Source organism: Mucilaginibacter aquaedulcis, from assembly GCF_030409325.1.
GTDB classification, from domain to species: Bacteria; Bacteroidota; Bacteroidia; order Sphingobacteriales; family Sphingobacteriaceae; genus Mucilaginibacter; species Mucilaginibacter aquaedulcis.
The window spans coordinates 89,488-113,490 of sequence record NZ_JAUFPR010000003.1; the positions used below are offsets into that span (position 1 = coordinate 89,488).

Here is a 24,003-nt window from a genome sequence, read left to right on the forward strand (position 1 = left end):
TACTTATAATATTTTTTACACTATAAATATATCGGTATATTCTATAAAACTGGAAGATTTTACGGATTTTAAGGCGTGTTTTTTAACTGCTGTTCTGCATAAAGTGATATCCGCACATTTAATTTACTGCCGGCAAGTTTTGCCAGGCAGCAAAAACGTGTTAAATACCTGATTTTATACTGTTATAAGGCAGCCCAAGATCGTCAATCGAATACTGGGTGAGAACACTATCCTTCAGGGTACAATAGTCGCCACGGTGAGTAACCACCAGTTTTTGTATCCCATCTTTATTATCAATCTGCGGTACGGTTGCCGAAACTACTTTGCCGGTCGCATCCAGTTCAATAATGTATATTTCCTTTTTGGGGTCGGTAGCATCCGTAAACGGAATAATTACGGTTTCGTTATAATCATCAACAAAACGGCCCAAAATATTTTTGCCCTGTATTTCTTTAGGGTTTAAAGCCAGTAGTTGTTTGGCAACCTGCTCGGTAAGGCCGGTTATTCTCAGGCGTACCTCGTTGCCATCGGCATCTTTCAGGGTATCTTGCATGGTTACATTGCCTTTGTTTGGATATTTGGCTATGGCGTAAAAGTTGTTTTCGCCGGTGTTTTTATCATTGTGTCCCGGCAGCAGATACCTCAATTGCAGGTTGGTTAATGCCGAGCTATCTTCTTTTACCTTGGCGGCAATACTTAACAGATCTGCCTGGCTCAGGCGTTTGGCTATATTAACTGTCAGCATATTTGCTGTATCGCTTTTAACTAATCTGGATATGGTATAGTGAGGTACTTCTTTTTTAGCACAACCTACAGCAACCAGCATCACCATTAAACAAAACACAAAATTCTTCATAGCGGGCAAAGATAACCGTTGATTCTGATGATTACGCCGATCACGTTGATTTTTTGACCGTTGATTTTGGATGATGGTGGTGATTACGTTGATTTTTGACCGTTGATTGATGGTTTCTTTACTATTGGTTTTGATGAAGGTAATGATTGCGTTGATTTTCATCCAATAGTCTTTTGTCTAATAATCTTTCGTCCGTCTAATCCTCTCACAGTCCAATCGTCCTATCGTCTTATAATCCCACAGTCCCTTAAATAATTCCGTGCAATGAGCCTCCTTTTTCGCCCATTTTATCAACCAGTTTTTCAACTTCGGGGTCTTTTTCCAGGACGGGGGCATGGTGAGGTTTTATACGGGCATCAATGATCAATGGGCCGGTGCAGCCCCAGTGTTTATGTTCGGTGAAACTACCAATGCCATATATATCATGCGATGGATTACTGCGTGTAAATGTTACCCACACAAAATTATTAACGTTTTGGGCAGCAAAGGCGGCATCATCACAAAGTACTATCAGGGCTAAACCGCTGAGTTCATCTTCATCCTCCTTGAGCTTGTATTCCATAATGCTGATAATATTATCAATATCCTTATGGTTTATATGCTTGGGCACTTCAACCATGAGTACACCCGGGAGCGCCATTTTATAGTTATTAACCGGCTTGGGCAAGCTAAACCAGGAAGGCAGCTCAGTCCAAAGTTCACGTTTAATTTCTCCTGCTACCGTAATGGCTACCTTACTGCCCGAGTTTAGTCCACTGCCGCTGTAATCAAGGGTATCAATGGTGGTACGGGTGTAAAAGTGCAGATCGCGTGTAAAATCAACCCGCTGCAATATGTGATTTAAAAATGCCGCTATATTGTTTACATCCAGTGACGGGTCATCTTCCTGTGCCGCTATCAACAGGTATTTGGCCAGGCTCAGCTGGCTTTTGCCCAGTATATGATTGGCTATGGTGATTATTTCCTGTGGCTTGCGCTCTTTGAGGTAAGGTGTATAACGCTCGCTGCCCGTAGCAAATAATAGCGGATGAACCCCTGCCGCATCCACCGCGTTAACGGCGTGCAAACCCGGTATTTCCTTAGGTATGGCAGCTCCGCTGATCTCGTGGATCAAAGCCCCAAAACTGGTATCCTCCTGCGGCGGACGGCCAACTACGGTGAACGACCACACCGCATCCTTACGGTGATACACGTTGTGCACTTTCAATAAAGGAAATGGGTGTATCAAACTATAGTAACCCAGGTGGTCGCCAAAAGGGCCTTCGGGCTTATTATCATGAGGCATAACTGTTCCGGTGATCACAAAATCGGCATCTGCAGAAATGCAAAAGCCCTCATCGTCATAAAAATAGCGGAAACGGCGGTTACCCAGCGCCCCGGCAAAGGTCATTTCTGATAAGCCTTCAGGCAATGGCATCACCGCGGCTACGGGGTGCGCGGGCGGGCCGCCCACAAATATGCTCACCTTTAGCGGCTGCCCCTTGGCATTTGCCTTGGTTTGATGCACGCCTATACCCCGGTGTATCTGGTAATGCAGGCCTATTTCCTGATTTAAAATATAATCGTTGCCGGCCAGTTGTATGCGGTACATGCCCAGGTTGGCATTCATGATACCGGGTTTGTCAGCGTCTTCGGTGTATACCTGTGGCATGGTTACAAAAGGTCCGCCATCCATCGGCCAGTTCACAATCTGCGGAATATCACTTATCTGGCAGCGACCAAAATTAACAGGTGCCCCGCTCTTTTTTTTCATCGGCAGGGCCGATAAAGCAGTAAGCGCCACGTTGGTATATTGAAAGGGATGCCTGATAGCTTTTATGGGATCATTCTTGAGTTCAACAAGGGTTTTGATCTTATCGAGCGTATCCCGGAAAATAAATTTCGAGCGCTCCAATGTTCCGAATAAATTGGATACAGCAGGAAATTTGCTGCCTTTAACATTCTCAAATAAAATAGCAGGCCCCTGGTTTTCAAATACCCGTAAATGAATGGCTGCCATCTGCAAATACGGATCAACCTCTTCTTTAATACGTACCAGATGACCATTTTTTTCAAGATCGGCAATGCAGTCCTGTAAACTTTTATAACCCATGCACGAAAGTACTAATATTTGATTTATCCGGTCAATTGTGCATGGTCACATTAATGACAAATCACATACCCATGAAGCAATGATACAAATGAACTAATGAACATTTTTTTGCTACTTTCGCATTCAAGTTGACTGCAAAATGATGTCGGTAATTGTACTTACACTGATCATATTTATCGGCTCGTATTTCGCGGGTTTATTGGGTTCATTAACGGGCCTGGGTGGCGGTTTTGTCATTATCCCCCTGCTTACTTTATTGTTAAAGGTTGATATTCATTACGCTATCGGGGCTTCGCTGGTATCGGTAATAGCTACATCATCGGGCTCGGCAGCGGCTTATGTGAGGGAAGGGATCACCAATATACGGCTGGGCATGTTTTTAGAAATTGCCACCACCGCCGGGGCAATGGTTGGCGCTTTAATAGCAGTTTATATCCCCACAAATTTTATCGCTATTTTATTCGGTGTTATCCTTATTACCTCGGCTGTAATGTCGTTACGAAAAAAGGCCGAACTTATAAACCAGGAAAAAAACATATTGGCCGAAAAGCTAAAGCTCAACAGTAGTTTCCCAACTGCTAACGGTCCTGTGGCCTATAGCGTAAAGAATGTTGGCAGCGGCTTTTTTATGATGCTTTTTGCAGGAGTAATATCCGGGCTGCTGGGTATTGGATCTGGCGCGTTAAAGGTGCTGGCTATGGATACCGTTATGCGCATTCCATTTAAAGTATCAACCACCACCAGTAATTTCATGATAGGCGTTACAGCTGCTGCCAGCGCGGTTGTTTACCTGCAACGCGGATACATTGACCCGGGACTTTCAATGCCTGTAGCTATAGGCGTTTTGCTGGGTGCCTTGAGCGGATCAAAAATATTGGTGCATACGAACTCATCGGGTTGGTTGCGCTGGATATTTGCCATAGTGGTAACGTTTTTAGCTACGCAAATGATATATAACGGCTTTGCCGGAAAAATATAAATGATATATTAAAAAGATGAGCCGTTTTAAAGATACCGATATGCAAGCCGTTATAGGTTGGATACTCCGCCTCGGGGTGTTACTGTCTATGAGCATTATTTTTATTGGCGGCATTATCTATCTGTATCGCCATGGCCATATCCCAGCCGATTACCACACCTTTAAGGGCGTACCTGATTTTGTACATAATGCGCCGGGTATATTTAATGGTGTTATTACATTCAGAGGCAGGGCCATTATACAGGCCGGTATTATTTTACTCATAGCAACCCCTATTCTCCGGGTAGTTTTTTCGGCCATAGGTTTTATTTTGGAGAGAGATTACCTGTACACCGGAATTACCATTCTGGTACTGCTGATCATTACCGCGAGTATGCTCAGCGGCCACGCCGGATAAGCCTTATTAAAAAAATATAAAATATTTAAAACCTTTTTCGATTTGCATATATTATAATATTATATGCAAAGGCGCATGGTTGATTCATCGGCATTAAATAGCTTAGGCTATGACCCCTCAGCCAAAATCTTAGAAGTTGAGTTTAGGGATAGCGGCGGAGTGTGGCAGTACTTTGGCTTTTCGTCAACAGCATATAAAAAACTAATCAACTCCGACTCCCTGGGACACTTTTTCGTAACCAAAGTTAAAGGCAGGTATCCCGAATTACGTATCAGATAGCTATTAATTTCCTGTACGGCGCTGCTCTTCATCGCCCCCGGTATTGTGCTTAGTGGCCGATTTAACCGATGTTTTACCAAATCGATATGTAAAATTAAGCATCACCCTGCGGGTTTCCCGTTTATTGATACCCGAAAGATCAACATTTTGGTACAGGATATGATACCTTTCGCGGTCGCTGTTAAAGATGTCAATAACGCTCAGTTTTAAGCTACCGCGTTTTTGTAGCACCTGTTTGCTTAATCCGGTATTTACGGTGTAGCTCTGTTTCAACTCATTAACCCCATATAACGTGGGCGACTCATACCTGCCCGAAACCTCTGCCTGTATGCTACTGCTCAGGGAGAAATTTTGAGTAGTGTTGAAAATAATATCCTGCATCCCTTTGTTAAAATAACCGTTTACAGCATAGGCCGTGTAGCGCTGATACGAGGCATCAAGGTTAAAGCTGCCGCTCCACCAGCTGTTAAACTGCACCGGTGCATAAAAAGAGGCTCCATAAACAAAAATTCTCCCGAAGTTTTTACGAATGGTGATATTAACTTTTGATGAGTCATTTTGCTCATAGATCGGAAAATCATACGCATCATTGGTAACATTATAATATAAGGTAGTTATAAAGGTCTCCTTATAGGTATGCGATAATTGTATTGAATTGGTATACTCCGGCTTCAGATTTGGGTTACCCGAAACATAGTCATACAGGTCGGTGTAGTATAAAAATGGATTAATATCCTGGTAATCGGGCCGGTGAACACCCCGGTTATAACTCAGGCTTAAAGTGTTATTTTTATTGAGCTGATAGCTTAGTTGTGTTTGCGGAAAGATGTTGAAATAGCTGTTCTTATTGGTTATGGCCGGTTCAGAACCTACACCAACAGAATTACCGGTTGAAGTAGTTTTTTCGGCACGGATGCCTGCGGTAATATCGAGCTTTCCCACTTTGCCTATGTAGTTTAAATAACCAGCACTTACAATTTCTGTATAAATAAATCGGTTGGTATAATTAGGGTCTGCAACATAGGCGCGGTTCACGAGCGGGCCAAATATCAAGTTGTTATCGCTTTTTACGTTATTATATTTTACGCCTGCTTCCAGCCTTGAGGTTTTTGAAAGCGGGTTTATATAATCGATCTTTGCAGTCCAGATGTGGATGTGTGATGGTGAAAGATTTTGAAGCTGCAACGAATCGCGGTATCTAACACCCTCCGGAGTATAAAAATTATTGGTGATATACTCATTTGAATGACGGGTGTACGTTGAGTAATCTACATCGGCCGAAAGGTTTTTCCCGCTTTTATCAAGCGCGCCATCATAATTAATATTATAATTTAAAAAGCTGGAACCTCTGTCAAGCGACGATTGGGCAACGATCACCGAATCGAGCTTGTTCTGGTTGGATATTTTCAGATTATTGTCTTTCAAGAAATTATCTTCCCTTACAATTCCACTTACCAAAAAGCCTATGGTTTGTTTTGCGGATGGGGAGTAATCAGCCCCTAACCTGAAATTGTGATTATATGAATGTTGAGTATTATTATAATCTACATTATAATTACTCAAAATATTATCATAATTAATATTCCGGTTAGTGTTTATATAGCGGCTGGTCTTGTTATCATCAAGGGAGTAATTACCAAAAATGTTAAGTTTAGATGTGCGGGTGTTAAAAACAATACCCGCCCTGCTTTTATAATATTTTCCATAACCAAAACCCGCAGTAACAGAGCCATTTGTACCAATATTGGTTCCTTTTTTTTGTATAATATTTATAATACCGCCGCTTGATGCATCATACTTTGAGGAAGTACTGGTGATCATCTCTACCTGATCAATATTACTGCTCTGCATACTGCGCAGTAAGTTCACCAGATCATCGCCGGTTAGGTTGGTTGGTTTGCCATCAATAGTTATTAAAGCGGGCTGGCGGCCAACAATACTTAACAGCTCATTACCGTTGTTTACATGTACCCCCGGCGATTGCCTGAGCACGTCATATACCGAGTTACCATCGGCAACTATGCTGTTTTGTACATTAAGAACAACCTTGCCGGGCTTTACTTCAATGTATGGTCTGCGGGCAATAACCTGCACCTCCTGTAACTGACTGTTTATCAGTTTAAGTATAATATTTGAAGCTGTAATATTTGCGTCGTCTGCAACCTTATAAGGCCCTGAATAAACTTTACTGCAACCTATGCTGGTTGCCAAAAGAAGATAACTATCTGGCTTAATCCCCGAAAAAACATATGCCCCGGATCTGTCGGCCAGGCTTGACCTTACTACGGAAGAGTCGGCAGCTTTCAGGAGTACAATAGTCGCAGCTTCTGCACCCTCGTTGCTTTCCATTAACACTTTACCCTGAATTGCTGAAGGTTTTGTTTGCGCGAAAGTAAAACAACACATTCCGACAAAGAATGCCGAAAACAAGCTCCCAAATAAAACCTTCATTAATTAGTAGTGTAGAGATTTCCTTATATTTTCTTTGATTGAAAATGCTACGCAATATAGCAACAATATATTAAAACATATAAATACGTATTGCCAAATTTAGATATGCAAATAATAAATGTTATTTCATTCTTAATTTTTTTACTTTGGTGTCATGATAGCCATCGATTTTTTTGTCCGAAAAATCAATTAAAGCAAAAACAATTCAATTTTTATTAATTTCGGCCTTAACGGTTATTCTACAATTTTTTTACCATAAAACATGAAGAAAGTAAGCTTTTTTATCCTGATCATCTGTTTCGCTACAAAAATAATGGCGCAGCCGGAGCCAGCTAATTATGTAGTTGCCTTAAACAGGTTTAAAGAATTGTATAATCATAATCAGCCTGATAGTATTTACAGCATGTTTAGCTCCGAAATGAAGGAGGCTTTACCTGCCGATAAATTCAGAACTACTACTCGGCAGTTAAAATCACAACTCGGCAACCTGGTACAAGCCGATTTTATGAAGTATGAAGCTCCTCTGGCTTATTATAAAGCCGTGTTTGAGAAAAATACTTTTCTATTAAACTTATCTGTAAACTCACAAACCAAGTTTACCGGTTTGCTTTTAAAGCCATATGAGGCTCCCGCTGCTGCTACCAATGCAGCACCGGCTTCACCAACTATCCCTACCGATCCATCTATAACAGAATCGCCGGTAACTTTAAAAACCTTTTCGGGCTCAATTTCGGGCACATTGGCTATGCCTAAAAATGCTGCCGATAAAATACCTGTTGTGCTAATTATTGCTGGCTCGGGCCCAACAGACCGGGATGGTAACAGCCCTAAATTAGGCTTAACCTCTAACATGTATAAAATGATTGCCAATGAGCTTGGTAAAAACGGCTACGCATCACTACGTTATGATAAACGCCTGGTTGGCCAAAGCGTAAGCTCAACCAAAGAAACTGAACTGCGTTTTGAGGATTATGTTGATGATGCTGTAGGCCTGATCAACATGTTGAACGATGACCAACGTTTTTCAAAGATAATTATCCTTGGGCACAGCGAAGGATCATTGGTAGGTATGATGGCTGCCAACGACCAGCCGGTAAAGGCATTTATCTCTGTTGAAGGCGCGGGCGACTCGGCAGATAAAATCATGACCGAACAGATGAAGTCAAAATCACAATTGATATCTGATGGTTTTAACCGTATGCTTGATAGTTTAAGAAGAGGTAAGATCACCGATAATATTGACCCGGCGCTTTATCCTTATGCAAGACCAAGCATACAGAAATACCTTATGTCGTGGTTCAGGTACAACCCTACCCGCGAGATCAGGAAAATAAAAATCCCTATTTTGATTGTTCAGGGCACAACCGATCTTCAGGTAACTGTGGCCGATGCCGAAAAACTGAAAAAAGCCAAGTCAGACGCGATACTTGCTATTATACCCGGTATGAACCATGTGCTGAAAGAAGCCCCTGCCGATAAGGATAAAAATACGGCCACCTATAATGAACCCGACCTTCCGCTTAAACCCGAATTTGTAAAAGCTATGATCAGCTTTTTACATAAGGTAAAATAAGCCAAACAAAACAGCCCGTGGTTATGAAACCACGGGCTGTTTTGTTTCAGATCAGGATGCTTTCCAAGCGCCCAGCAATCTGCGTATTATAATGATTTCAGCTACGTGGTACGATTCATGGTCGGCAGCCTGCAATACCTCACGCAGGATATTTTGCCCGTCGCCATGAGGTATCTTTTCAAAAAGATCGCCACTTTTTATGAGGTTGATAAACGCGTCTTTGTCGGCTTTTATTTGCTTGACCGATTTGTTCCAGGTTTCATCATCTTTAGGGCTGGTTTCTTTGGGCCAGTAATCATCGGGCCAGTTTGGCGATTGATGATTGATATCCTTGCTAAATTCCAGCATATCCCATTGGGCAATCCGTATATGCTCAACCAGCTGCCAAATGCTGTAGGGTAACTTATCCGGTTTTTCTCCCCGCAAGTTACCGGGTAAACCAGCCAGGGCCGTTTCCAGATCGGCATGTGCGTTTCCCCCTTTTAGCAGGTGAATAAGTTCGTCAATGAGTATCTGATGTTCGTTATTTGCTGTTTTCATAGTACATAAGGTAACAAATTTATCGCCCGATTGATTTATGTGATCTAAATGTTTTAAGTTTATCCGGGCATTTAATTTCATAATCACGTGATAAAAAATATCATCTTAAAACTGTTTTTGGCTGTTGCAATATTTATGGCCGCGTTTACCGGCTGTAAAAAAGACAGCGGCGGCGGAGGCCCTTTGCTGGGTAAAGACAACGCTGCTTTTACCATTTATGAAAACAACTTTCTGGAAGCATTATGGAAATTAAATCCTGATTGGGCAACATCGGTTGGGTATCATAAATATGATAGCCTACTATATATTCCAAATGAGCAAAATCGCCAGAAAATGCTCGACTTTGCCAAATTTCAGATCGACTCGCTAAGCCGTTTTGAAATAACCACCCTGAGCGAAGCTAACCGCATTGATTATAAAATGATGCAGAATCAGATGGAATATGCCCAATGGCAAATTCAGCAGCTTAAGGCCTACGAGTGGGATCCATCATCATACAACGTGGTAGGCACCTTCGCCTATATATTAAATGAACATTATGCGCCTTTAGCTAAACGTCTGCGTAATTTTTATCAGCGCATGGCCGAAGTTCCGCTTTATTACAAAGACGCCGAAAAGCAGATCAAAAACCCGGTTGCGGAGCTTACCAGCCTGGCTATTGAACAAAACCTGGGCGGCCTCAGCGTAATTGAAAAAGACTTTGCAGATTCGTTAAAGAAAACCGACATCCCCAAGGCCGAGCAAAAATTAATGACCGACAGAGCTGCCACCGCCGCGCAAGCCATAAAGGGTTATACCGATTGGTTAAAAGCTTTGAAAAATGATCATCCGCGCAGTTTCAGGCTGGGTAAAGATCTTTATGAAGATAAATTCAAGTATGAAATAGTATCGGCCAGTAATGCCCAGCAGGTTTACAATGCCGCGCTTAAACGTAAAAAATACATCCATGGCGAAATGGCTAAAATAAGCCGCCAGCTGTGGCCTAAATATTTTGGCAGCAAAGCTATTCCTGCCGATACGCTTGCATTAGTTAGCGCTATGATCGATACACTATCATCCAAACATGTGAAGCCTGATGATTTTCAATCGGCCATTGTACAGCTTATTCCTAAGTTGAATGATTTTGTAAAAACTAAAGACCTGCTAACGCTTGATCCGTCAAAACCATTGATCATCCGTAAGGAACCTGGCTACATGGCTGGTGTCGCGGGTGCATCCATGAGCGGTCCAGGCCCATATGATAAAGACGGTAACTCTTACTATAACGTTGGCAGTTTAGCCAGCTGGAGCCCCGAGAAAGCCGAAAGCTACCTACGTGAGTACAACCAATACATTATACAGATATTAAGTATTCATGAGGCCGTACCAGGCCATTATGTACAAGGTGTTTACGCCAACAAGGCGCCAAGCATCATTAAATCGGTTTTTGGTAACGGAGCTATGAATGAGGGCTGGGCAGTATACGCAGAAGAAATGATGCTTGATAACCGCTACGGTAACAATGAGCCCGAAATGAGGCTGATGTGGTATAAATGGCACCTGCGTTCGGTTTGTAATACCATATTGGATTATAGTGTACACAGTGGCAACATGACCAAAGAACAGGCCATTAAAATGCTCACTAACGAAGCTTTCCAGCAACAGGCCGAGGCTGAAGGCAAATGGAAAAGGGTAAGTGTAAGCAGCGTGCAGCTAACCAGTTACTACACCGGTTACAAAGAGATCATTGATCTGCGCGATGCCTACAAAACCAAAATGGATGATAAGTACAAACTGAAAGAATTTAACGAGAAGTTTTTAAGCTATGGCAGCGCCCCGGTTAAGTTTATAAAAGAGGCTATGCTGGCTAAACCGCCTGCAAAAAAGTAGTAATATCTTATGGTGAAAGGCTGAAAAAAAGAGATAGCCCATGAGAAATAAAAACCCATGGACTATGAACCATAAGCCATCACCCATGAACTATCAAAGTCTTTTTTTACTGTGCGTAATGATTTTTTATTTGATGTGCAAGCTGGGTCATAATGTTATCTTCCAGCTTGCCCCGGCAACAAACAATGCTGCTTCTCTGCCTGTCATAATTAACTTCTGCTATAACTCTACCCTGATCAACCACGCGGAATCTTCCAGCCTCCCTATTGGGTAAAACAGCTACAATACGTTCATCATCCTTGAAATTGATCAATACATGAAACTGATGCTGCGGTATAAATGCTATTTGCTGTAACATAAAAACCCCCTTTCAATCGTTAACTTGTGTAGTAAAGTGTGTAAAAAAATGTAAAGCCCACTGATTACTATAAAGTTAACGAAATTACTTTTAAATAATTGTTATAATTTATTGTAATTTTTTGCGCAAATATTATAATACCTTTAGCCGCCATAATAACTACCTCATGAAATATATTATCAGCTCATTTTTAGTAATATTTATAGGTTTTTCATGCCAGGCGCAAAAATTAAAGCTGGCCCTCAGTTTAATAAAAGGTAATACTTATACCATGGTCACCAATACTACGTCGGCCATTAAGCAAACTGTGAACGGGCAGGCCAACAATGTGAACCTTACCATAACCGGCACCACGGCGTTCAAAGTGCTTAATGTTGATGATTCCCTGTATTACATGGAGGTTAATTATAAAAACGTAAGCATGAAAATGCAGCTGCCCACGGGCCCGCTCAATTTTGATTCGCAAAAGAAGGATCCGAACGATGTAATGTCATCTATGCTGGCCGGTATTGTGAATAAACCATTTACGGCCACATTAACCAAAAGCGGCAGGGTGCGCTCGGTAGAGAATGTAGAAAATATGATATCATCTGTTTTAGATGGATATACACAAATACAGGGCCCTCAAAAAGATCAGATCAAAGAACAGTTTATCCAATCGTTTGGCGCAAAGGCCCTTAAAGGAAGCATCGAGCTCTCGACCGCGCTTTTTCCGGAAACCCCGGTATCAAAAAACGATAAATGGACGATAAACACCATGCTCGAGAGTGCCATGACCGCCAAGGTAACCACCGTTTACCAACTTACAGATATAACACCTACCAGCTATGCCATACATGGTGATGGCAAAATAGAATCGGCCGGCGACGGCGATTTTAAGCAGGTGAATGGCATGCCCATGAAATATCATGTAACTGGCACTATGGTAGCCGATATTAAAGCAGATAAGACTACAGGCTGGGTAAGCGAATCAAAAATAAAGCAATCATTAAGCGGCACTGTTGAAATTAAAGACAATCCTAAAATTCCGGGAGGGATAGTGTTCCCGATGAGCGTAGTGAACGAAACTGTAAGTGCGGATAAGTAAATTGTCAGTTGTTGGTTATTGTATAAGTTGAGCTATTTTGCATAAATTACATATATTGCAAATAGCCATTGAACCGATGACCAATTGAACTAATAAAGCAATTTACTAACTTCGCACCTATGTCACCAGCCGAAGCTAAAAAACAGATCCTGGCTTTAACAAGCGAACTAAAACAGCACAATTACAACTACTATGTGCTGGCCATGCCTACAATTAATGATTATGATTTTGATCAGAAACTGGAGCAGCTTAACAAACTGGAAAAGGGATTTCCGGAGTTTGCAGATCCCGACTCACCTACACAAAGGGTAGGCGGCGATATCACCAAGGAATTTGTAACTGTTAGGCACCGGTGGCCCATGCTATCATTGGGCAACACTTATAACGAACAGGAGTTATTTGATTTTGACCAGCGCATCCGCAAGGCCATTGGCGATAATTTTGAGTACGTGTGCGAGCTTAAGTTTGATGGCCTATCCATGAGCTTAACCTATGAAGATGGCAAACTGGTACATGCCGTTACCCGCGGCGACGGTGTTCAGGGTGATGAGGTAACTACCAACGTACGCACTATAAATACCATTCCTAAGCGCCTGCACGAAGGCAATTACCCGAACTATTTTGATATACGCGGCGAAGTTTTTATGCATCGCAAGGCCTTTGAGCGCCTTAATAACGAACGCCTGGAAAACGGCGAGGTAGCTTACGCCAACCCGCGCAATTTTGCTTCAGGCACCATCAAAATGCAGGATTCGGCCGAGGTTGCTAAACGTCCGTTGGATTGCTTTCTGTATTTCCTGTACACCGAAAAACCGGTATTTAAAACCCATTGGGAAAGCCTGCAAGCCGTTAAAAACTGGGGCTTCCATACTAATGAGCATAGTCGCTTATGCAGTAATATCGACGAGGTATTACAATTCATAGCCAAATGGGATAAAGACCGCTTTGGACTCAGCTATGATATTGATGGTATAGTGATCAAGGTTAATAACTATTCGCAACAGCAGGAGCTTGGCTTCACCGCCAAATCACCGCGCTGGGCAATATCCTATAAATTTAAAGCCGAGCGGGTTGAAACCGAACTGCTGAGTGTAAGCTACCAGGTTGGCCGTACGGGGGCAGTAACACCGGTTGCTAATTTGAAACCTGTATTACTGGCCGGTACTACCGTAAAGCGCGCCACCCTGCACAACGCCAACGAGATCATCAGGCTTGATCTGCATGAGGGCGACACCGTATTTGTAGAAAAAGGCGGCGAGATCATCCCGAAGATCATCAGCGTAAATCCTGAAAAGCGGGCTCAAAATGCTGTTCCTGTAGTTTACCGCACCACCTGCCCTGCCTGTAACACCCATCTGGAACGTAAGGAAGGCGAAGCTGCTTTCTATTGCCCTAATGATGAGGGCTGCCCGCCACAGATAGTAGGTAAAATGCAGCACTTTATTGGCCGTAAAGCCATGAACATTGATGGCCTTGGCGATGAAACCATCGAAACGCTGTATTCTCGCGGATATATCAGGCATATTAGCGATATTTATAAACTACATACCCGTGCCGATGAACTGAAGCAGATGGGGCGCTTTGGCGATAAATCAATCAACAACATGCTGGAGGGTATTGAAAAGTCAAAGCAGATGCCTTTTGAAAAAGTGTTGTTTGGCCTGGGTATACGTTATATTGGCGAAACCGTTGCCAAAAAACTGGCCATACACTTTAAATCAATCGACGGGCTAATAGCTGCCACTCAGGAAGAACTGGTTGCTGCCGATGAAATTGGCGAACGCATTGCACAAAGCATCATTGAATATTTCAGCACTGAGCAGCATCATCAGGAAATTGAAAAGTTAAAAGAACTGGGCCTGCAATTTGTTGTGGAAGAAAAAGAGGTTAAACTGGCCAGCGAAAAATTAGCCGGACAAAGTTTCATCATATCGGGCGTATTTGAAAAATACTCTCGCGATGAGCTTAAGGATATTATTGAACAAAATGGTGGTAAAATATTAAGCAGTATATCGGCCAAACTCAACTATCTGGTTGCAGGTGATAATATGGGTCCTGCTAAGTTAGAAAAAGCACAAAAACTGAATATCCCAATCATCAGCGACGAAGAATTACTGGCAATGATCGGATAACACATTAATAATAAGGTAATTAAATATTTTAAAAAAATATTATCTTTGCAAAACCAAACACACTTTAATTACGTAATTCCCATACGTAGTAGTAAAATAATCTTTTATAAAAAATACTTTTAGATGGGGTCTTTTATTGAAATACAAAAAAATATTAATTGTGAACCTTGCAAAGAGTGTGGAGCCAGGCCTGTAATTGAACAGGTAAAAGGAGGCTTCTTAGTGCGCTGCCCAAAAGATCAGCATCACTATAAAACTAAAATAGGCTTGGTTAATATCGAAGACTGGAATCTGAAAAACAGAGTTCACCCTCCCCTTGGTGACGCAAAAAGTCCTCAAAAAGCATCCTAAATATATATATATGTGTTTAAAGCTTACCCCCACTTGGGTGCAGGCCTGCAATATCTAAACATCAGGTTTATTACAGTACGTCGTTCATCAGCGGCATCAATATCAAATTGGCAATCAGGCTGAGGATAAGTTTATAATTTAGTGTCAAGCAGTTAGAACCAGGGATTATGATTCCCCCTTTGAGTTTTGAATGTTTTATATTCGATGCTGAATACATGGTAATAAACCTGAGTATTTTATACAAATTTGGCAAATACTTGATACCCGATACCAGCTACTTGCTACGAACTCACTATATTAGCATCCTTTAATTTTACTCATGAATATATTTTACGGAACAGGGGTAGCCATGGTGACCCCTTTTCAGGCGGATGGTCAAGTTGACTACGAAGGTTTAAAAAACCTTATTGAACATTTGATTGATGGCGGGGTGCAATACCTGGTATCATTAGGTACAACCGGCGAAAGCGCTACATTGAATGCCGATGAGCGAAAGCAGGTTTGGGCATTTACGGCAAAGGTTGTAAATAAGCGTGTTCCGCTGGTTGCAGGTATAGGTGGTAATAACACCCATGAAGTTGTTGAGCAAGTAAAAGAATTTAATACCGAGGGTTATGATGCTATACTTTCATCAAGCCCGCATTACAACAAACCTACGCAGGAAGGCATTTACCAGCACTATAAAGCTATAGCGCAGGCTGCACCGCTACCTATCATTTTATATAACGTACCCAGCCGTACAGGCAGCACCATAGCTGCTGAAACAACAGTGCGCCTGGCCCGTGATTTTAAAAACATTATAGCTATAAAAGAAGCATCGGGCAATTTTGACCTGTTTAACCAATTGATGCGTGATAAACCAGAGGAGTTCATGGTAATATCAGGCGATGATCCGGTTACTTTGCCGATGATGGCTCTTGGGGCGGTTGGCGTAATATCAGTAATTGGTAATGCTTTGCCTAAGCCGCTGTCGGCCATGGTGCAGCTATTGCTGAACAACGACTACAAGCAGGCTCAAAAGATACACAGCAGCCTTATTGAATTTACGAGGTTAATGTTTGTTCAGGGTAACCCGGCAGGTGCTAAAAACGCCCTGAAGCATTTAGGTGTTTGCGGCGAAACACTCAGGTTGCCCCTTGTACCGGTAAGCAGCGGTATTGCAGAGGCCATAAAGAAGGAAACGCAAAAATTAGCATAAACAAAAAACCCGGTTACTAACTAACCGGGTTTTTTATTGGAATAATAAAAATCTTACTAAGCTTCTTTATTTTTCGCTTCCTGTACTTCCAAACGGATAGCCTGAGCCAGGTTTTTAAGATCTTGCATGCCTTTACGAACACGGGTTCCGGCAGCGCTGTTTCCTTTGTTGTAGAATTTGTCGGCGTCGGCCTCCAAAGATGCTACAAGCTCTTTTACTTCAGTAAATTTTTTCATTTAATTACTCCTTTTAAATTATGCGGTTTATTGTTTTAATTTAAGCTAATCTAAAATGTTTTTTTTTAATTAAAAATTTTTGACAAGGAAAAATACTGCCTTAAAAGTGCTTTTTTTCCACATTTTAAACGCTTTTGTTCCATTTACTTATAATTATACAATATCAAAATCACATATTAAATTTAAATAATCTTATTCATAACATAATATACCTTAACTATATTTTAACATACCCTTAGTATATTATTAAATAAGATTTAAAGCAACCAAACACATATATTTAATACAATTATTATATATAAATATCTATTAAATGGTTTTTTGCAATATATCCGGGTAATGCTGATGCGTTTTTATGATCAACTCGCCAAATAAAGTATTGGCCCAGGCAAACCATTTACGGGTAAAATCAGCCGGATTATCCTTATTGAACGACTCATGCATAAAGCCTGTACCGGCATGTGTGGTTTTTAATAAGCGTAAACACTCTGTAATTTCTTCCTTGTTGCTTGATGTTAAACCGCGCATAATAATAGCCATTGGCCATATATAGCCTATACCTACGTGCGGGCCGCCAATACCTTCTGCTGCCGTTCCCTTAAAAAAGTATGGGTTGCTTAAACTCAGTACAAAGCGCCTGGTGTTTTGATACAACGGATCAGTTGCCGGTAATGAATCAAGATAAGGCAATGCCAGCAGGCTTGGCACGTTTGAATCGTCCATGAAAAGCTGGTTACCATAACCATCAACCTCAAAGGCTAATATCTTTCCAAATTCAGGATGTTGGGCTACCGCGTATTTTTTCAAGGCGGCATCAACTTCGCTGGCCAAAGCCCTGCAAGCTGCTGATGTTGTACTATCGTTACCAATAGTTGCAAACATCTCGGCCATCTGATTCAGGCTGGTTACCGCGAAATAGTTTGACGGTATCAGGAAAGGATATATTGTTGCATCATCCGACGGGCGGAAGATAGAGCAGATCAAACCTACAGGTTTAACCGGGTTACCATAACCTTTGTTAGGAGCGGTATCACTGGCTACCTGTGTTTTACGCTGAAAATAGTATGGCCCTTTGTTTTCTTTACGCTGTTGCTCCTTAAAGGTATTTAAGATGGTTTTTCCTGCCTTTTGCCAGTTTTCATCAAAAAAGCTGGTGTCGCCGCTTATTTTCCAATAGTTATAAGCCAGCCTTACCGGGTAGCATAATGAGTCGATCTCCCATTTACGTTCATGCAGTTCGGGCTTCATAACGGTATGGTCGGTATCCCATTCGCTGCCAGTTGGGCCCTGGTTAAAGGCATTAGCATAAGGATCTATCAACACACACTTAGCCTGACGGCTCAAAACTCCCTGAATAAGCTTTTTAAGCGCCGGATCGGTTTTAATGAAGGGCAGATACGGCCAAACCTGCGCAGATGAATCGCGCATCCACATGGCGTTAATATCGCCTGTAATTACAAAGGTATCGGGCTTGCCTCCGGCTTCTGAGTAATTTACTGTAGTATCAAGTGTATTTGGATAGCAATTTTCAAACAACCAGGCCAGTTCAGGATCCTTAATATCCTTTTTAACCTTTTGGATGATGGCTTCAACCGCTTTACTGGTAAATTTCCTGTCGGCCAATTTTGGTCTTTGGCTTTCAAATGCAGGCAATGTGCTTGCAAATAATGATGGCGTAAGCCCAAGGCTCAAGCCTGCGGTAGCAATGCCGTTTAACTTTATAAAATGTCTTCTGGTAAGCATACAGATTTTTTAATGGTAGCTGTAAAAATATAAAAGCCTTTGGTTATCCGAAAGATAATCTATTATTATTTTAAAAGGTTTTAGCAGAGCATTTGCGCCTTTTAAATAAAAACCACAACCTCCATAAATTAGCTTAACCGAAATATCCAAAAGCTTAAAATAACAGCTGTGGTTAATCTACTGTATAGGAATGTGTCGTTTTTTTACACGCTATTTTACATTAATTCACATTTATGCACACTCCATCACAATTTAATGTACAACTATCTCTGAGCAAGATATTTATAATTTGGTATTCATAATTTTAGAATATCAATTATAATAAACCTTAAGCAATATGATAACTAAATTAAACCATGCATTACATCTAAGTAGCTTGTATTCGCAATTTGTTTTATTGTGTGTATTAATAGCAGGCGTTTTCGTAATAGCTGCTGTTTACGTGATAGAACTATTTACCAGGAACACTAAACCAACCGACCCTAATTTTATTGGAAAAGCAGGTTATTATCATTAATACCCAGCTTTAAAAATATCCGTAAAGGGGAAGGTTTATCACCATCATAAAAACAGAAGAGGCCGTATTATATATTATAATACGGCCTCTTTTTTATCTATCCGGTATTGCTTAAACTCCCAGATCCTGCATAATGGTATCTATTTTAGCATCAAGCTGTGCATCAGTTTCATGATAAGCTGCTTTACTGGCCAGTTTACCATTTACGCTGCAGTAAAACTTGATCTTAGGCTCGGTACCTGACGGGCGGGCAGATATGATACTGCCATCTTCAGTTATAAATTGAAGCACATCAGATTTTGGCAACTCGATAGCCTTGGTGGTATTGGTGTTCAGATCAGTCTCTACCCCTTTTTCATAATCTTTCAAGGTAATCACTTTTGAACCGCCCAATGTTGCCGGAGGATTGTTTCTGAATTTTTCCATCATAGCCACAATCTCTTCTGCCCCGGTTTTTCCCTTTTTTGTTATCGAGATCAGTTTCTCCTTGAAGAAACCGTACTGTACATAAGTATCAATAAGCGCCTCAAACAGGCTGGTTCCTTTATCCTTATAATAAGCGGTCATTTCGGCAATAAAGGCGCTTGATACAATGGCATCCTTATCGCGCACCAGCTCACCTATCAGGTAGCCATAGCTCTCTTCGCCACCGCCTATAAAGGTTTGTTTACCCTGTAACTGGGTCATCAGTTCACCAATATATTTAAAGCCGGTAAGCGTGTTATAAAAGGTCACATTTTTAGCTTTAGCTATCTGCTCAATCAGGTTAGATGTTACAATGGTTTTAACAATGTACTCTTTACCGGTTAGTTTTCCTTTCTCTTCCCATGCAGTAAGCAGGTAGTTGATCAGGAGGCTTCCGGTTTGATTACCGTTAAACAGGATAAACTCATTATCGGTATTTTTAACAGCTATACCCACACGGTCGGCATCCGGGTCTGTAGCCAGCACCAGGTCGGCATCGGTTTCACGGGCTTTTTTAAGAGCCAGGGTCAATGCTTCTTTTTCCTCAGGGTTCGGATATACTACCGTTGGGAAGTTACCATCAGGAGTGGTTTGCTCATCAACCAGTATCACGTTCTCAAAACCGAAAAGCTCCAGTGCTTTTGGGGTAAGCGTTATACCGGTACCGTGAATTGGCGAGTAAACAATTTTCAGATCCTTCTGGCGCTTAATGGCCTCTGGAGATACAGAAAGTTTTACGATCTCTGACAGGTACAGATCATCGATATCTTTACCTATTACTTCAATATTTTCATCAACCCTGTTAAATTTAACCTCATCAATACTTTTAATGGCCGCAACCTCGTCCATTACAGCTTTATCATGCGGTGCAACAAACTGGCCACCATCCTCGCCATAGGCTTTGTAACCGTTATATTCTTTAGGATTGTGCGATGCGGTAAGCATTACACCACTTTTACAACCTAAATGACGCACAGCAAATGAAAGCTCGGGCGTTGGGCGCAGTGCTTCAAAATAATATACGTGTATACCATTTGCCGAAAATACCTCGGCTGTGGTGGTAGCAAAAAAATCAGCATTGTTGCGGCTGTCATGCGCAATAGCAACTTTAATTTTCTCGCCGGGATAAGTTTTTTTCAGATAGTTTGCCAGGCCCTGTGTAGCAGCGCCTATGGTGTATTTGTTGATACGATTTGAGCCAGGCCCCATAATACCGCGAAGACCACCAGTTCCGAATTCCAGATCCCTGTAAAAAGAATCGGTTAATTCGGTATATGCCTTATCATCAAGTAATTTTTGAATCTGCTGTTTAACATCGGCGTCATAGTTTCCTTGAAGCCATGTATTCACTTTCTGTAGAACGGAGGGGTCTAATTCTTGCATGTGTATGTTATTAATGGGTAAATTATTGTAATAAGTTTGATAACAAATATGGTAATAAAAAGTGTGAGCGCAATTGAACAATAAAATATTCTACGGTTTTTTTGAATACTATGTTTCCCTGCAATATTTTTTCAGGAACTTCTTGTATCTGAAATCTATTTAATTGAATAAGTAAAATACCCATAAACAAAACGACCTCAAAAATTTGAGGTCGTTTTGTTTATATTTTAATATATGGTTTAAGCTTAAGCTATCTCCAGCTTGTTTTCTTTATAATAGCCTGATTTTAGTTTTTCGGCCATTTCGGTATAGGCATCAAGGGTGCGCTGTACATCCTCCAATGAATGTGTAGCTGTTGGAATAATGCGCAATACGATCAATCCTTTAGGGATAACCGGGTATATTACTATAGAGCAGAATATGCCATAATTTTCACGCAGATCGCGGGTAAGGCTGGTTGCCTCAAACAGATCGCCTTTTAAAAATACCGGGGTAACCATAGTATTGCTGGCACCCAGGTCAAAACCGCGTTCCCTTAGGCCATTTTGAAGGGTCGTAGCAATTAGCCACAATTTTTCACGCAGTTCAGGGCTTGACTTTAACAACTCAAAGCGTTTTTTTAATCCCATAACCATTGGCATAGGCAATGCTTTGGCAAATGTTTGCGAACGCATATTATAACGCAGAAAATGGATGATCTGCTCATCGGCGGCTACAAAAGCACCAATACCCGCCATTGATTTGGCAAATGTTCCGAAATATACGTCGACACCTTCAACACAGTCCTGCTCCTCATGGGTTCCGGCTCCGGTTTTACCCATGGTACCAAAACCATGCGCGTCATCAACCAATAAACGGAAATCAAATTTCTTTTTCAGCTCAACTATCTCTTTCAGTTTACCCTGCACTCCCGACATACCGAACACACCCTCGGTGATCAGCAAGATACCGCCGCCGGTTTGTTCGGCCAAACGGGTAGCACGTTCCAACTGCTTTTCGCAGCTTTCAATATCATTATGCTGATAAACAAAACGTTTACCCATATGCAAACGCACACCATCTATAATACAGGCGTGTGACTCGGCATCGTAAACTATTACGTCATTCCTGTCAACCAGCGAATCAATAATAGACACCATGCCCTGGTAACCGTAGTTCAATAAAAAAGCAGCTTGTTTGCCTACAAAAGCAGCCAGATCATTCTCTAATTCCTCGTGGTGAATAGAGTTTCCCGACATCATGCGCGCACCCATTGGGTAAGCCATACCATAATCGGCAGCAGCTTGCGCGTCGGCTGCTCTTACTTCGGGGTGGTTGGCCAAACCTAAGTAATTGTTCAGGCTCCAAACTAAATGTTCTTTGCCATTAAACTGCATGTGCGGCCCAATCTCTCCCTCCAGTTTAGGAAATGAAAAATAACCGTGCGACCATTTTTGGTGCTGACCAATTGGGCCGCCCAAACTTTTTGTTATTTTATCAAATAAATCCAAAATAGTATGCTTTTGTAGATAGTTTTTAAAGTACAAATATAGCCGTTTTAATAGCTTGCAGCAATAGCTATAACTTTTTAGAATAGGTTATAACTTAAGGAAAAGAATCAAGAGGTTAGAGCCAAGAACCAAGACTTGAAAATCTTGTATTCCTTTAAACAAAAACAGGGAAGATATCTAAGAATTACTCCTACGGTAGCTTAAGGAAAACGAGACAAATGGTTAGATTCAGGAATCAAGACTTGAAAAAATTGGTATCTCTTTAAAACAGAAACAGGAAAGCTATCTGAGAATTACTCCTTCGATATCTTTCCTGTTTTTAATTATTGTGGTCTTATGCCTTGACTCTTTTCTCTTGATTCTACTTTTCAATCCGCATTATCATGCAAGAAGGAGTTATTTTTGCGAATCTCGGTATTGCCTTCGCTATCTGGCATCAGGCTAAACCTGGAGATCTGACTTTCGTCTGATTGCGGGGTTTCCTGAAGGGCAATTTCCTTGCGTTTGTAAGCAGGTACATTTTCCAGCTCCTGGATGTTGCCGCTGCGCAGTTTCATGCTCAGATCTTTCAGGCGCATGATACGCTCGCGCGATTTTTTCAGCTGCTCCTCAATTGATTCATTTGTTTTATTGTCATCGGCGCCAACTACTGGCTCTGGTTCGGGGGCAGGTGCCGGAGCCGGTGGCTCAGGCATTCTTCTCTCTTCCCTGATAACCGGGGCACTGTATGACTCAGGCTCGCTCATTTTGAAAGTAAAGCCTGCGTTATCAGGTTCACTTTCTTCTTCCGATGCCTCTTCTTCTAAATTATATCTTAATACAACCTCTTCTTTTTCTTCAGAGCGGGCAAACATATCAAATAAGCCGGTTTGTTTTGGCTCATCCTTCTGTTTCATATAAGGCTCAGCAACAGGAGCTGCAGCGGCAGCTTTTACCGGGTTAATAAATTCATTAACAGGCTTAACCAAAGGCTTAGCCTCAGGCTCAAGCATAGAGATGATCTTTTTGTTGCTATTCTCTTTTTCGCGCTCATCCTTGGTTTGGAAACCTGTAGCAATAATGGTAACAGACAATTGCTCGCCCAAATTATCATCCACGCAGTTACCCCAAATCAGGTCGGCAGCTAAACCAGCTTCTTCCTGTATATAATCGGTAATGATGCTCACCTCATCCATGGTAACCTCTTTAAGGCCCGAGCTGATGTTAAGCAGGATATACCTTGCGCCTTCAATTTCATTATCCTTTAATAATGGCGATGACAAAGCACCTTCTACAGCTTTTAAAGCACGGTTCTCACCTTCGGCTGTTGAACTACCCATGATTGATACGCCACTGTCTTTCATTACAGTGCGTACGTCTTTAAAGTCAACGTTGATATAACCCGGTAAGGTAATGATCTCGGCAATACCTTTAGCGGCAGTTGTTAATATATCATCGGCCTGTGCAAAGGCAGAGCTCATGGTTAAGTTTCCAAATATCTGACGAAGCCTATCGTTTGATATTACCAGGAATGAATCAACGTATTTTTTCAATTCTTCCAAACCAGCATCGGCCTGCATTTTACGGCGCTTGCCTTCAAATGAAAACGGTGTGGTGATAATACCTACGGTCAGTATATCCATTTCGCGGGCAGCCTTAGCTATTATCGGGCTGGCACCTGTACCGGTACCGCCACCCATACCTGCCGTAATGAACAGCATTTTGGTGTTAACGCCCAACATTTGCTTAATATCGTCGATATTTTCAATAGCTGAGTTTTTACCCACTTCTGGTATTGAACCGGCACCCATACCTTCGGTTAAACTGGCACCCAACTGTACCTTGTTAGGTATAGGGCTTAACTCCAGCGCCTGGGCATCGGTGTTACAAATTATAAAGTCAACACCGGTTATTCCCGACCTGTACATATGGTTTACCGCGTTACCGCCGCCACCGCCAACACCAATTACTTTGATAATTGACGATTTTTCTTTTAACATCTCAAACTGCATAATCTTCGTTTTCAGC

At 41.7% G+C, this 24,003-nt stretch carries 19 protein-coding genes; 9 read left to right on the plus strand and 10 right to left on the minus strand.

Annotation, left to right across the window (positions count from 1 at the left end):
• Positions 1–160: 160 nt before the first annotated feature.
• Complete coding sequence (locus QWZ01_RS15605) at positions 161–1,018, minus strand: hypothetical protein (protein ID WP_290324801.1); 858 nt, start codon at positions 1,016–1,018, stop codon at positions 161–163.
• 85 nt (positions 1,019–1,103) lie between these two features.
• Entirely contained in the window at positions 1,104–2,948 is a 1,845-nt protein-coding gene (locus QWZ01_RS15610) for a UbiD family decarboxylase (RefSeq protein WP_290324803.1), read from the minus strand.
• Positions 2,949–3,090: 142 nt separating this feature from the next.
• On the opposite strand from QWZ01_RS15610, the gene QWZ01_RS15615 reads away from it, so the two are divergent.
• The 3 genes from QWZ01_RS15615 to QWZ01_RS15625 all read left to right on the plus strand — a co-directional run bounded on the left by QWZ01_RS15615 (position 3,091) and on the right by QWZ01_RS15625 (position 4,603).
• Positions 3,091–3,927, plus strand: coding sequence for a sulfite exporter TauE/SafE family protein (locus QWZ01_RS15615; protein ID WP_290325772.1), 837 nt, complete (start codon positions 3,091–3,093; stop codon positions 3,925–3,927).
• Positions 3,928–3,943: 16 nt separating this feature from the next.
• A complete protein-coding gene (locus QWZ01_RS15620; RefSeq protein WP_290324805.1) occupies positions 3,944–4,324 on the plus strand; it encodes a DUF1634 domain-containing protein in 381 nt (126 codons plus the stop codon).
• A 63-nt stretch (positions 4,325–4,387) separates the two neighbouring features.
• Complete coding sequence (locus QWZ01_RS15625; RefSeq protein WP_290324806.1) at positions 4,388–4,603, plus strand: KTSC domain-containing protein; 216 nt, start codon at positions 4,388–4,390, stop codon at positions 4,601–4,603.
• Positions 4,604–4,606: 3 nt separating this feature from the next.
• Here QWZ01_RS15625 and QWZ01_RS15630 read toward each other — a convergent pair whose 3' ends face one another.
• Positions 4,607–6,952, minus strand: a complete 2,346-nt coding sequence (locus QWZ01_RS15630) for a TonB-dependent receptor domain-containing protein (protein ID WP_290324808.1) — start codon at positions 6,950–6,952, stop codon at positions 4,607–4,609.
• A 364-nt stretch (positions 6,953–7,316) separates the two neighbouring features.
• Here QWZ01_RS15630 and QWZ01_RS15635 point away from each other — a divergent pair, with 364 nt between their 5' ends.
• Positions 7,317–8,627, plus strand: coding sequence for an alpha/beta fold hydrolase (locus tag QWZ01_RS15635; protein WP_290324811.1), 1,311 nt, complete (start codon positions 7,317–7,319; stop codon positions 8,625–8,627).
• Between the two features lie 51 nt (positions 8,628–8,678).
• Here QWZ01_RS15635 and QWZ01_RS15640 read toward each other — a convergent pair whose 3' ends face one another.
• Complete coding sequence (locus tag QWZ01_RS15640) at positions 8,679–9,167, minus strand: DinB family protein (RefSeq protein WP_290324812.1); 489 nt, start codon at positions 9,165–9,167, stop codon at positions 8,679–8,681.
• Positions 9,168–9,284: 117 nt separating this feature from the next.
• Between QWZ01_RS15640 and QWZ01_RS15645 the strand changes: the two genes are divergently transcribed.
• Entirely contained in the window at positions 9,285–11,036 is a 1,752-nt protein-coding gene (locus QWZ01_RS15645; RefSeq protein ID WP_290324813.1) for a DUF885 domain-containing protein, read from the plus strand.
• 106 nt (positions 11,037–11,142) lie between these two features.
• Here QWZ01_RS15645 and QWZ01_RS15650 read toward each other — a convergent pair whose 3' ends face one another.
• A complete protein-coding gene (locus tag QWZ01_RS15650; protein WP_290324815.1) occupies positions 11,143–11,394 on the minus strand; it encodes a hypothetical protein in 252 nt (83 codons plus the stop codon).
• Positions 11,395–11,560: 166 nt separating this feature from the next.
• On the opposite strand from QWZ01_RS15650, the gene QWZ01_RS15655 reads away from it, so the two are divergent.
• The 3 genes from QWZ01_RS15655 to dapA all read left to right on the plus strand — a co-directional run bounded on the left by QWZ01_RS15655 (position 11,561) and on the right by dapA (position 16,162).
• On the plus strand, positions 11,561–12,481 hold the full coding sequence (locus QWZ01_RS15655) for a DUF6263 family protein (RefSeq protein WP_290324816.1): 921 nt from the start codon (positions 11,561–11,563) through the stop codon (positions 12,479–12,481).
• A gap of 119 nt (positions 12,482–12,600) precedes the next feature.
• A complete protein-coding gene (gene ligA / locus QWZ01_RS15660) occupies positions 12,601–14,613 on the plus strand; it encodes an NAD-dependent DNA ligase LigA (RefSeq protein WP_290324817.1) in 2,013 nt (670 codons plus the stop codon).
• Between the two features lie 670 nt (positions 14,614–15,283).
• A complete protein-coding gene (gene dapA / locus QWZ01_RS15665; protein WP_290324819.1) occupies positions 15,284–16,162 on the plus strand; it encodes a 4-hydroxy-tetrahydrodipicolinate synthase in 879 nt (292 codons plus the stop codon).
• A gap of 56 nt (positions 16,163–16,218) precedes the next feature.
• On the opposite strand, the gene QWZ01_RS15670 is transcribed toward dapA, so the two are convergent.
• Complete coding sequence (locus QWZ01_RS15670) at positions 16,219–16,398, minus strand: BF3379 family histone-like protein (RefSeq protein ID WP_022830046.1); 180 nt, start codon at positions 16,396–16,398, stop codon at positions 16,219–16,221.
• A 309-nt stretch (positions 16,399–16,707) separates the two neighbouring features.
• A complete protein-coding gene (locus tag QWZ01_RS15675) occupies positions 16,708–18,141 on the minus strand; it encodes a glycoside hydrolase family 125 protein (RefSeq protein ID WP_290324825.1) in 1,434 nt (477 codons plus the stop codon).
• A 337-nt stretch (positions 18,142–18,478) separates the two neighbouring features.
• Between QWZ01_RS15675 and QWZ01_RS15680 the strand changes: the two genes are divergently transcribed.
• Positions 18,479–18,658, plus strand: coding sequence for a hypothetical protein (locus QWZ01_RS15680; protein ID WP_290324827.1), 180 nt, complete (start codon positions 18,479–18,481; stop codon positions 18,656–18,658).
• Positions 18,659–18,769: 111 nt separating this feature from the next.
• Here QWZ01_RS15680 and QWZ01_RS15685 read toward each other — a convergent pair whose 3' ends face one another.
• From QWZ01_RS15685 to ftsZ, 3 genes are all read right to left on the minus strand, one after another.
• Positions 18,770–20,506, minus strand: a complete 1,737-nt coding sequence (locus QWZ01_RS15685; RefSeq protein WP_290324829.1) for a phospho-sugar mutase — start codon at positions 20,504–20,506, stop codon at positions 18,770–18,772.
• Between the two features lie 245 nt (positions 20,507–20,751).
• Positions 20,752–21,996: an aminotransferase class I/II-fold pyridoxal phosphate-dependent enzyme gene (locus QWZ01_RS15690; RefSeq protein WP_290324830.1), complete on the minus strand. Its 1,245-nt coding sequence runs from the start codon at positions 21,994–21,996 to the stop codon at positions 20,752–20,754.
• Positions 21,997–22,364: 368 nt separating this feature from the next.
• Positions 22,365–23,987 (minus strand): cell division protein FtsZ, encoded by a 1,623-nt coding sequence (gene ftsZ, locus QWZ01_RS15695; protein WP_290324832.1) that lies wholly within the window; start codon positions 23,985–23,987, stop codon positions 22,365–22,367.
• Positions 23,988–24,003 lie beyond the last annotated feature (16 nt).